This is a genomic window from Chryseobacterium sp. 14P4.3.2 (assembly GCF_057799275.1).
Genome location: NZ_JBYOKO010000002.1, coordinates 446,966 through 458,571, shown reverse-complemented (window position 1 = coordinate 458,571; position 11,606 = coordinate 446,966). Strand labels below are relative to the sequence as shown.

11 protein-coding genes are annotated in these 11,606 nt (G+C 36.1%); 6 read left to right on the top strand and 5 right to left on the bottom strand.

All coding sequences use genetic code 11. The annotated features are described in order from the left end of the window. Nucleotides 1-42: 42 nt before the first annotated feature. Entirely contained in the window at nucleotides 43-624 is a 582-nt protein-coding gene (locus AC27VX_RS05695) for a hypothetical protein (protein ID WP_236854651.1), read from the bottom strand. A gap of 334 nt (nucleotides 625-958) precedes the next feature. Here AC27VX_RS05695 and AC27VX_RS05690 point away from each other — a divergent pair, with 334 nt between their 5' ends. The 5 genes from AC27VX_RS05690 to AC27VX_RS05670 all read left to right on the top strand — a co-directional run bounded on the left by AC27VX_RS05690 (nucleotide 959) and on the right by AC27VX_RS05670 (nucleotide 5,940). After that, nucleotides 959-1,324 (top strand): BlaI/MecI/CopY family transcriptional regulator, encoded by a 366-nt coding sequence (locus AC27VX_RS05690; RefSeq protein ID WP_236854650.1) that lies wholly within the window; start codon nucleotides 959-961, stop codon nucleotides 1,322-1,324. A gap of 6 nt (nucleotides 1,325-1,330) precedes the next feature. Further along, the gene (locus AC27VX_RS05685; protein WP_488694317.1) at nucleotides 1,331-3,319 is read left to right on the top strand and encodes a M56 family metallopeptidase; all 1,989 of its coding nucleotides are present in this window, start codon (nucleotides 1,331-1,333) and stop codon (nucleotides 3,317-3,319) included. 58 nt (nucleotides 3,320-3,377) lie between these two features. Continuing rightward, entirely contained in the window at nucleotides 3,378-4,283 is a 906-nt protein-coding gene (locus AC27VX_RS05680) for a GLPGLI family protein (protein ID WP_236854647.1), read from the top strand. Nucleotides 4,284-4,487: 204 nt separating this feature from the next. Continuing rightward, entirely contained in the window at nucleotides 4,488-5,060 is a 573-nt protein-coding gene (locus tag AC27VX_RS05675; RefSeq protein WP_236854646.1) for a sugar O-acetyltransferase, read from the top strand. Nucleotides 5,061-5,067: 7 nt separating this feature from the next. Beyond that, nucleotides 5,068-5,940 carry a GLPGLI family protein gene (locus tag AC27VX_RS05670; protein WP_236854645.1) on the top strand — a complete coding sequence of 291 codons (873 nt, stop codon included), beginning with the start codon at nucleotides 5,068-5,070 and terminating at the stop codon, nucleotides 5,938-5,940. Between the two features lie 64 nt (nucleotides 5,941-6,004). Here the strand turns inward: AC27VX_RS05670 and AC27VX_RS05665 are convergent, their stop codons facing one another. After that, entirely contained in the window at nucleotides 6,005-6,997 is a 993-nt protein-coding gene (locus tag AC27VX_RS05665) for a serine hydrolase domain-containing protein (protein ID WP_300687346.1), read from the bottom strand. A 128-nt stretch (nucleotides 6,998-7,125) separates the two neighbouring features. After that, nucleotides 7,126-7,779: a fructose-6-phosphate aldolase gene (gene fsa / locus AC27VX_RS05660; RefSeq protein WP_236854643.1), complete on the bottom strand. Its 654-nt coding sequence runs from the start codon at nucleotides 7,777-7,779 to the stop codon at nucleotides 7,126-7,128. 214 nt (nucleotides 7,780-7,993) lie between these two features. On the opposite strand from fsa, the gene AC27VX_RS05655 reads away from it, so the two are divergent. Then, nucleotides 7,994-8,488, top strand: a complete 495-nt coding sequence (locus AC27VX_RS05655) for a YdeI/OmpD-associated family protein (RefSeq protein ID WP_236854642.1) — start codon at nucleotides 7,994-7,996, stop codon at nucleotides 8,486-8,488. 217 nt (nucleotides 8,489-8,705) lie between these two features. On the opposite strand, the gene AC27VX_RS05650 is transcribed toward AC27VX_RS05655, so the two are convergent. Further along, complete coding sequence (locus AC27VX_RS05650) at nucleotides 8,706-10,103, bottom strand: hypothetical protein (RefSeq protein ID WP_488694314.1); 1,398 nt, start codon at nucleotides 10,101-10,103, stop codon at nucleotides 8,706-8,708. A 936-nt stretch (nucleotides 10,104-11,039) separates the two neighbouring features. After that, the gene (locus tag AC27VX_RS05645; RefSeq protein WP_488694312.1) at nucleotides 11,040-11,594 is read right to left on the bottom strand and encodes a tetratricopeptide repeat protein; all 555 of its coding nucleotides are present in this window, start codon (nucleotides 11,592-11,594) and stop codon (nucleotides 11,040-11,042) included. Between the last annotated feature and the right edge of the window lie 12 nt (nucleotides 11,595-11,606).

Here is an 11,606-nt window from a genome sequence, read left to right as displayed (position 1 = left end):
CATTTGCAGTTCTCTTTTTTTATTTTCAGGGGTAAGTTCTTATTATTGAGCCAGCTGAGCAAATGGAGTCAGCTTGTTGTCATCAGACATCGTTTGTCCCAAAAACTCTCTTTTCTGATCAGCCTTCATTCTTCCTGCAGCATCATTAGCATTGAAGTAAGCTTCACTTAGTTTTGTAGCTATTTCAGCAGGTTTAAATTCAAATTTTGTATCACCTTCTACTCCTAAATATCCATTCTTTCTTGTAAGGTTAGAAATATAGTTGCTGTAGTTGATCAGTGTATTTCTCAGATATTGCGTATGGTATTCCATGCACTTTTTAGCTTTCTTGGAAGAATTGTTCAGGATACAGTTTTTCATATTGTTTCTGTATAAATACCATTCAGATTCTAAAATCCGATATTCTTTACCCACTGCAATTTTTCCGTTGGTAACAATATTATTGTCCCCTTCTTTTGTAGCAATGGTCTGAAGATGTTGGATAACCAATGGTACTGTAGCTTCAATTTTTGATTTTGTATCCTTTAATATACTAAGGTCAGCAGCCGGAGAATTTTTCTTTTGCGCTGTAGTAACATTAAAAATAAGTAGTAATAGTACAATCAATAAATTATATCTTTTCATGAGAAATTTTTAAAGCACTAAAATAAATATATTTTCCCGGTTAAAACAAATTCATTTTAATTTTATTTAATAAAAATTAACAAGTTTTAAGAATTTACAATTGAAATTATCCTTTTTCTGTTGATTAGATGGGTGCTGACTCTTCTCCATTATAAAATTAATATATTTAAATTAATTTTATAATGTTGATTTTCAATTAGTTAATATTAAATAATATTTTATCACTAAAAAAATAGTTGTCTGAGTCAAAATTATTTCTACATTTGTATAACTAATTTCTTAGTGATAGAGAATTGAACGTTTCTTTATTACAAGATGAATAAATGTACAGGATATGAAAATTCAGACTTTAACAAAAGCAGAGGAACAGGTAATGCAGTATCTGTGGAAACTGGAAAAAGGATTTCTTAAGGATGTTCTCGATCTGTTTCCTGAGCCCAAACCCCATACCAATACTGTCTCCACCATTTTAAAAGTATTAAAGGACAAAGAATTTGTAGATTATCGTGTACACGGAAGACAGCATGAGTATTTTCCACTGGTTTCAAAAGAGCAGTATTCCGGGAAAACCATGAAGAGTCTTGTGAAAAACTATTTTAAAGGTTCTTACAAAAGTGCCGTTTCGTTTCTCGTAGAAAAAAATGAAATGACGGTAGAAGATCTTGAAATGTTACTGGATGAACTCAAAAAGAAAGACTAGAGGCCTATGGAAGCAATACTTTTATACTTTGGAAAAACAATTATATGTTCAGGTGTAACGTTTTTGTATTATCAGTTGTCTTTAAAAGACAAGACATTCCATCATTATAACAGGTTTTATCTGTTGGCGGCAGTTTTGGTATCGCTGTTTTTACCACTCATCAGAGTAGAAGATTTTACGATAGAGGTAAATAATGATCTATACAGACTTCTTGATAAAATTCAGAATTTTAATACAGAAAAAAACTTAAACAATGGTAACCTTTATTTTAACCTTATTTTTTCAGCTCTGGGACTTGTTTCTCTCTATTTTCTAGGGAAATTGGTATACGGGATTTTTAAAATCCAGCAATTTAAAAAACAGTTTCAGAAAGAAAGTTTTGACGGGATCAATTTTTACCGTACAGACCTCACCGAAGCACCCTTTTCATACTTTAAAAACCTTTTCTGGAAAAATTCAATCACGCTGAACTCAGAAGTGGGAAGGCAGATTTTAAAGCATGAGATGGTACATATTGAGCAGAAGCATTCATTTGATAAGATCTTTATCGAATTCATTACCGCTGTTTTCTGGTTCAATCCCTTTTTCCATATTATCAAAAAAGAAATTAATTTAATCCACGAATATCTGGCTGATAAGAAAGCCGTTAAAAATTCGGACACCAAAGCATTTGCGCAGATGCTTTTAGCAAGCCACTTTTCCGGAACACAGTTGCCTGCCACCAGTCCGTTTCTAAGTTCAAACCTTAAAAAAAGACTTAAGATGTTACAAAAACCAAAAACCAAGTTCGGATATGCGCGAAGAATTTTTGCACTGCCCGTTTTATTTTCAGTCGCTTTTGCCTATCTGGTAAATGCAAAAAACAGAGAAATTGAAGAAACCAATTTTAATATTAAAAAAGCGGTTTCACAAATACAGAAAGATACAGTAAGACCTGAAAAAGAACAACAGAAAGAAAATACAGATCCAATACCTGGACTTCCCAAGCTGAAAGCAAGATCGGTGGAAATCCAAAAAGAACTGGATAAAAAAAGCAAAGAGCTAAGCAAACTGACACCAGAAAGCGCTGCCTTTAACAAAAAGATAGAAGAAATTAATGTATTGGCCTCTGAAATGGGGAAAATCGCTGGACAGGTATCTACATCAGTTGACAGTTATTTCAAATCTCCTGAATGGAAAAGCCAGATGAAGGCTCTTGATAATATGGAAATTGAGATACCGGATATACCTGAGTTAGATGTTGACATTGATTCTCCTGAAGCTTCGCCAGCGCCTCCGGCAGCCCCCGGAGCCGCAAAAGCACCAAAGACCCCTAAAGTAATATACTTTAAGAACAATACCGTTCAGTATAAAGACTTAAGCCGTAAAGAAAAAGAAGAAGTACGTAAAGCGCTTAAAGAAGCTAAAGAAGCAATGAAGGAGGCGGCGAAAGCCAGAATTGAGGGAGAAAAAGCAAGAATAGAGAGCGCAAAAGCCAGTATAGAAGGCGAAAAGGCCATAAGAGAAAGAGAGGCTTACAGAAGAGAAAGTGCAAAAGCAAAGATTGAAAGTGATAAAGCCAGAAAAGAAAGTGAAGCTGCCAGAATAGAGAGTGCAAAAGCAAAGATAGAAGGTGATAAAGCCAGAAAAGAAAGTGAGGCTTACAGAATAGAGGGAGCAAAAGCAAGAATAGAAAGTGAAAAAATGAGATTGAAAGCCCAGAAAAACCTTAAGGATATTCATTTCTCAAGGATTAATGGTTCTTCCAAAGTAATGGTAATGCAGGCAGATTTCATCAAAAAAGATGGCAACGGAAATATTGCCATGAATGGGGTAAAAAGATTTAATATAAGTGGAGGAGACGATATGAAGTCCAAGTACTATATTGATGGCAGAGAGGTCTCTAAAGATGATATTAATTCATTGAATACAAGTGATATATCCAGCGTTATGATTAATAATCAGCGGAAAGGAGACGCTAAGAAAAGCGAAATAAGAATTCAGACAAAAAAATAAAGTTCCATCAGGCTTTGTTAATATCATATTGACAAAGCCTTTTTTTTAATCATTCATTATGAAAAGCAAAATTCTATTTTTTATGTTTCTGGGAGTGTTAGCCAACGCTCAGATTAACAGGTTTTTTTACGAATATAAATTTATTCCGGATTCTAATAATAAGGAAGAGGTGAAGAAAGAAATAATGCTGCTGGATATTGATAAAAACGGCTCCACTTATTACAGTCAGGATAAATTTGTGGCAGATTCCATAGGAAAAGCTGAACTTGAAAAGCAGCTGAAAGCAGGAGGTGGAAATATAAGTGTCAACAGACGTGAAAAACCGGGACAGGTTTCTTATAAAGTAACCAAACAATATCCGGATTTCAAAACCTATCTTTTCAGAAATATCTCCACAGATAAATATAAAATAAAAGAAGACAGAAAACCGGAATGGAAAATAACCTCTGAGAAACAAAAAATAGGTGAGTACAATGCTCAGAAAGCAGTTACCAGTTTTGGCGGAAGAGAATGGACAGCATGGTTTACAACCGATCTTCCTTTTCAGGATGGACCCTATGTTTTTTACGGACTTCCAGGGTTGATTGTGAAAATAGAAGATGCTACAGGTTCCCACAGTATGACACTGGCAGGTAATAAAACCATCAAAACACCAGATGCAGAAGCAGACCTGCAGATTCCTGATCATGTAAAAGTACTGGGAATTGGCGGAAAAGATATCGAAGTGACCAAAGATCAGTTTAAGAAAGCATGGAAAGCTTATGTAAACGATCCTTCCAAAAATATGAGAGAACTGATGATGAAAAACGGCGGAGATAGCAATACCAAAGTGGTTTTCAAAGTAAGGACTGCAGACGGTAAAGAAATTTCAGATCCCAATCAGGTTTTCAGGCAAATGGAAAAGAGTACAAAAGAAGCACTTCAGAAGGATAACAACCCGATTGAACCGGATCTGGTGAATTAAAATTATATCATTTTTTATACAGCAGGATGTCATTGATTGACATCCTTTTTCTGTTATTAAAACAAGAAAAAGAATGAAATATTGGCAGTCATTTAAAGGAATTTGATTGATAAATATCAGCTGATCTTTTTATTAGAAAATTCTTAACTTTCAAGTAACAACACATTAAGGCTTTAAAACCAATAATTATCAATTATAAAACTTATGACAGAAAAGGAAAAATGTGCAGCGGGACTTCTTTACGATGCCAATTATGACAAGCAGCTGATCCAGGAACGCATTGCCTGTAAAGATCTCTGTGTGGAATATAACGGATTGAAAAATTCTGATGCGCAAAGAAGAAGTGAATTGCTTAGAAATATCCTTGGCAGTACCAAAGAAAACCTCTGTATAGAACCGTCATTCTGGTGTGATTATGGGTATAATATAGAAGTGGGAGAGAACTTTTATGCCAATCACAACCTTGTCATTTTAGACTGCGCCAAAGTTCAGTTTGGAGATAATGTTTTCATTGGGCCTAATTGCAGTTTTTATACAGCCGGCCATCCGCTGGATGCCAAACAGAGAAATCAAGGGCTGGAATATGCTCGTCCTATTACCGTAGGAGATAATGTTTGGCTGGGAGGGAATGTTGTTGTTCTTCCGGGAGTTTCTATTGGTAAGAATTCTGTAGTAGGTGCGGGAAGCGTTGTTACCAAAGACATTCCGGATAGTGTAGTAGCAGTAGGAAACCCATGCAGAGTAGTGAGAGATATTTCCGGAGAGAACCAAAACTAAAATACTAATGAAAAAACTGATAACCATCACATTGACTCTCTTATTGGGAGTCGTGATGAACGCTCAGAACCAGCGATTTATTTATGAGTATAAATATATCATTGATTCTACTGCTAAAGACAAAGCGGAAACTGAAATAATGCTTCTTGATGTTGCATCTAAAGGATCAAAATTCTACAGTAAAGATTCTTTTGAATCAGACTCGCTTATGAGAGTTGTTATGGAAAAGCAGCTTCAGGCAGGGAATAATGAATTAGACCTGTCATCAGTTAAATTTAAAGGTAAAATACGCTACACGGTTGAAAAAATGTATCCCAATTACGCGATGAATTTTTTCAATAATCTGTCTGCTGAAGAATATATGGTGCAGGATGTAAGAAAACAGGACTGGAAGATTCTGCCGGATAAAGAAAAAGTAGGAGGACTTACTACTCAGAAGGCCGTTTGTGACTTTGCAGGAAGAAAATGGACCGCCTGGTTTACCTCTGATCTCCCTATTCAGGATGGCCCATATAAATTTTATGGACTTCCCGGACTGATCGTAAAACTTGAAGATGTTACTCATTCTCATTCATTTGAATTAAAAGGGAATAAAAAACTTCCGGCAGGATACGAATGGAAGAGTACCAAAAATAAAGAACGTTATAGCCCTCTGATTACAGTGAATGAAGCAAAATACAGAAAAGCCTTTAAAGACTATCGTGCCGATCCCATGAAAAGTGAGAGACAAATGATAGCTCAGGGTATTGTTATTGAAGAAATAGATGATTCAGGGAAAACAGTGGCAACCTCTGAGAAAGGTAAAAAAGACAGAGAAGCCAGGCAGATAAGTGATATAAAAAAGGATAATAACATCATTGAACTGGATCTCCTGAGATAATACCCACCAAAAAAACAGAGATTGTCCCAAAAGTAGAATAAAATTACTTTTGAGACAATCTCATTTATTCCAGAATCTTATCCCATAGCTCTTTGTGGAACTTTATAATGCTATCAGATACATCCGGGTTTTCACCCATTCTTAGAATAATAATATTTTCACTGGGAATAATATCAAGAATTTGGCCATTTTTACCCAATGCAGAAAACATATCTTTAGGAGCATCAGGAACCAATGACTGGTTGAAAGACTTTTCAAATCCGGGTACTTTTATCTCACCTTTCCCATTGAGCCACCACAGGTAGCCGTAGGAAAGATTCAGATTCTGGGAAGTACTGGTCATCTGCTGAAAATAATCATCATATTGATAATAAGTTTTCCCATTCAGTTTCCCTTTGTTTAAAACCAGTTTCCCAAACTGCAAAAAGCTCTTCGCATTACTTGAAAACAGCAGCCCGTTCTGAGTAGGAATCCATTTTCCTGAAATTCCTGAACCGTATAGATTTTCCGAAGTATATTGATCCATGCTTTTACTGCTTGCTTTTTCTATTACTTTTGCCAGTTGGGAATATGCGGAAGTGTCATAATACCAGAAACTTCCCGCAGGATTCTTAAACACAAAACAATTGCCGGATTTACATTGCTGATCCTGAGTGTAATCTATTCCGGAAGTCATTGTCAGAAGATTTCTGATGGTGATTTTATCCTCATCTTTTTTATCCATCCCTGTCCATTTACCTAAATATTTTGAAACAGGGTCATCTATATGTAAGAAATTCTGCTGCTGGGCAATCCCGATGAGAACAGAGGTTAGAGATTTCCCTGCAGAAGCCCAGTACCAGTTGGAATTTTCATCAAAAGGCTGCTTATTGATGATCTTTGTGCCGAAATATTTTTCACTAATGATATTTCCGTTTTGATAGATGATAAAAGCCCGGCTCTTATTTTCATGATTGAATTCATCAAGCTGTTCCAGTTTTTCTTTTGAAAAGATGATGTTTTGAGAAAACCCAAAGATAAAAGAACATAACGCGAATAAAAGCATATTTTTTTTCATGATCTTTTATTTTTTGGATTCAGATGTGAGAAAGTAGTTAAATCAAGATATGATATTTAATTTATCATCATAAACTGAAAACCCCCGGAACGAAGTTCCGGGGGTTATATATAAAATGTGGTCTGGTTTTATGCCAATTTCTGAGAATCTGCAATAAACTGAGCCAGTCCGCTGTCTGTTAATGGATGCTTTAATAAGCTTAAGATCGGAGGAAGTGGAGATGTAATCACATCAGCCCCAATTTTAGCACAGTCGATGATGTGCATTGAGTGACGGATAGAAGCCGCTAAGATTTCTGTATCATACATATAGTTATCAAAAATCAATCTGATCTCCTGGATTAAGTTTAATCCGTCTGTTGAGATATCATCCAGTCTTCCTAAGAAAGGAGAAACGTAATTAGCACCAGCTTTAGCTGCTAAAAGTGCCTGTCCTGCGGAGAAAATAAGCGTACAGTTTGTTTTGATTCCCTTATCAGAAAAATATTTCAAAGCTTTGATCCCATCTTTGATCATTGGGATTTTTACAACGATATTAGGGTGGATAGCAGCCAATTCGTCTCCTTCTTTGATCATTTCTTCATACGTAGTAGAAAGAACCTCCGCAGAAATATCTCCGTCTACAAGCTCGCAGATCGTTTTGTAATGGTTTTTGATAGCTTCAGTTCCCTGAATACCTTCTTTAGCCATTAATGAAGGATTAGTGGTTACACCATCTAAAATTCCAAGGTCTCTTGCTTCCTTGATTTGCTCTAAATTAGCTGTGTCAATAAAAAATTTCATTTTGATAAATAGATTTATTGATGCAAAGATAGGGAATTAATGTAGGAGATGAAACTTAAAATTGAAACATAAAGTGGCGGAAAAGTGTTAAGAATTGATAGAACAGAAAGTTTGGGATTTTGGGTTTGGTTCCTGAAACTGGCTAAAAAATAAAATTCAGCGGATTTAAAATCTAATAATTAATTTTACTGTCAACGCTTAACCTTCATCTTTCATGAAAACAAATACCTTCAGCACTACATTGGAAATTATTGGGATCAATCCTTTTGTTTTTGTTCCCGAAGAAATTTTGAATGTCATTTTTGAAAATTCAGAAAAGAGTAAAAGCCCTATACCGGTGAAAGGATCTGTGAATGGAAAAGAATTCCGGCAGAACCTTATGAAGTATCTGGGAGAATGGAGATTGTACATCAATACAACAATGCTGAAAAATTCGCCGAAGAGAGTAGGAGAGATCATTGAAGTAGAATTAGAATATGATGATTCTGACAGAAGCATTTCTATCCACCCCAAACTGGATGAAGCTATTAAAGCCAGTTCAGTTGCAGGTAAAAACTTTGAAAACCTGATCCCATCCAGAAAGAATGAACTTATCCGGTACATCAATAACCTGAAAACAGAAGCAGGCAGAGAAAGGAATATTGAAAAGATCATCCGCCATTTGCACGGAGAAACAGATTTTTTCGGGAAAAAAATTAATGAAGGATAAAACGTTTAAGATCAAAGTCTTTTGAAATAAAAATCACACCGTACAAATCGTGTGATAACGGGGACTGTCCTCACTTACAAATGTTATATTACAAGAGTGCTTAATAAAAAAGGACATCTGCTGAAGCGCAAATGTCCTTTTTATCTGTGTTGATAGAATCCTGTCTCTAAAGGTAAATGGGAATTTTTACCCGGTTTATTTTCAGTCAAATAAATGATTAATCTATTCGAATTACATTAATGGTAAAAGGTGCTGTAATATTTGAAGAATCTGCCGTTGATCCGAAAGAGAGCGCCTGAAATGAAAGTATCTCACCAGCACTCATCTTTAATACCGTTGAATTCGTGCACGTCACAAATGATGGGGTTCCGGATGCTTCCGGTACAGTTACTTTGGTGCTTGTGAATGACTGCTGAACTCCGTTTAAGCTGATTTTAGAATATCCTAAATAGCCATCCCCATTGTCTTCATCCACAGTTCTTTGAGGATAATTAATTATAAAATCAATCTTATATAGCCCGGTTGAAACCGGTGTGAATGTATTTCCCGTAAGCTCATTCAGGTTATCGAAATTTTTTGTGGAAATTACGGTGTTGGTAAGTGTATTATTCAACGTGATGATTGCAGATCCAGTACCTCTTACGGCACTTATGCTTGATGAGTTTTGTAGTTGTACAACACCCTTATTGTTCACCGTTAAAGTTCCTGTAGAGCCTGAAGAAGGCTGTAGTCCTTCCAGTCTAACAGGATTGTTAGAATTTATATGAAGTCTGTTCGTAGCAGCCGTTGTTCCTATACCTATATTTCCTGTGATAGGGTTAATTCTCATTTTTTCATTTAAAATTCCGCCTATTGAATTTCCAATATAGAAATCTTCCTCTGTACCATTCGTCAACGTTGCCCCGGTACGAATAGATCCCAACAGCCAGTTGGCACCTCCCGCAGAGGGTCCATTATTGGTAAAGCCAAGTAAAGAATAATTTCCTGAAGCCAAAGCCGAAGTATTTCTTAAGGCCATAATTCCATATTGACTTGCTCCGGTGGTAGCATCAATAAGATTATATCTGTTTGCTCCCGGAGTGGTAGAAACTACATGAAATTTTGTTTCGGGTGAGCTTGTTCCAAATCCAATTCTATGATTAGAAGCGTCCACAGAAAGTGTAGTTCCGTCTACAGAAAAACCATTGACAGAAGTAGAAGTAAATGCTAAAGTATTGGCATCTTGTGTCACCACTCTGTTTTCCGAAAGAATTCCATCCGAATTGTAAAGATTTACGGAAAAAGGAACCCACTGCCATCCTGTGAAGTAGTGATATCCTGTATTGTGAATACTGCCAACCCGCGCTATACTCGGTATTGATCCAGAGGGCGCAGTAGCGTCTGTAATATAAACAATTGCTCCTGTCTGATCACTTCCGTAAATTCCGGATTCTTTTTCAGCCAATTGCTGTTTAGAAACTCTGGGAGGTAAAATACCATCCGTCACATTAGGGTTTGTACTTGCCACAACATCCAAAGTTGCGTGCGGGGTGGGGGTGTTGATTCCTACCTGAGAATACGCCATGGGGACCGCCGTACATAGGACGATCAGGGAATAAAAATGTTTAACTTTCATGCCTTAGTTATTAGTTTTTGGTATATTAGTTTTTAATCAATCATGAATATATCTATGCGATTATTTTTTACGTAAAACAAGATATATCAATGATATTGTGAAATTGGATTTACAAAACTATTTCAAATTTTAATGATATGATTACGTATAAATACTGGATTTTTATAAAAAATGCCTCCTAAAATAAGGATTTAATGATTTCAGGAAAAGTTTGATAGATATATAGATGTTCTGCTGCCTAATGAAGGCGTGAAAAGCGTAAATGGCCTTCCAGAGGTCTACAGGCTTGGTGGAAGAGTCTCGAAGTACTTGGTGAACGGCCTTTAGGTACTTCCGAAGGGTCTTTACCCTCTTGCATAAGGGGCTGGAGGTACTTGATGAACGGTCTTTAGGTACTTCCGAACGGTCTTTACCCCCTTACCCAAGGGGGTGTAGGTACTTGTGTAGCCAGGTCGAGACACTTCAGAACAGGTAGGAAAATAAGCTGTATAATACCAAAAGCTAGATTAATTTTATATGTTTTATTTAACCACAAACCGAAGAATCAAGAAAGTTAAAAGTGACAAAATATTTTTAATACTTTTGTTATTTTAAGCTTCGGGCTTTGCTGATATAAAGTACACATAAGTTTTTGAAAATCTTTGATTTTCATCTGAAGTGAACTTCTTTATACAGGAAGGTACTACACTTTCTAAAGTGAACTCAAGTTTTTTTAGAACTATACAATGTTTAGATTCCGTAGGAATCCAGCTTTATCTGTTCCCACTTTTTTGTGGGCTTTCTCGCCTATGCAGTAAGATAGTAACCTTTCCTGTGGGGTTGGCTGATTGTTTTTATTAGAAATGCCACAAAGACATGGTTGTAAAAAATGAACTGCTCCCAAAAAGTATTTCACTTTCTGAGGGCAGTTTATAAAATTTCAGGATTTATATCCTTTTATGAATTTAAAGCTTTACTTAGTTTTAAAGCGTCCTGATTGGTAGGGTCATACTGTAATGATTTTGCAATATGCTCTTTTGCTTTAGCACGGTCACTTTGCTGTTCTGAAAAAGCAATATAAAAATAAGCATAGGCCAGATTCTTCTTATTTTGCTCTACTTCAGCAGGCTTTACAGTAGCAATATATTTTTCATAAGCCATTTTTGCATTAGCGTCATCTTTAGCAGATTGATAGGCATAGGCCTGACTGTAATAAGACGGAGCCCAATCTGGTAATAAAGCTGATATTTTTTTCCAGGTATCAATTGCATTAGGCCAGTCTGAAGCTTCCTGGTAGGCAGCTGCCAGTTTTGCAAGTGATTCTGTATCCTTTGGGTTTGCCTCAATTTGTTTTTTGAGCCCTTCTATAGCAGGATTACCTGCCTGACTTGTTGCAGTTGCAGCAACTGCAGTACTATCCGACTGAGTAGTCTGTGCATTTACAAAACCTGCACTTCCTACAAGTATTAAACCTAAAAATAGATTTTTAATATTAATCTTAGCCATTTTCATAATCTTATATTT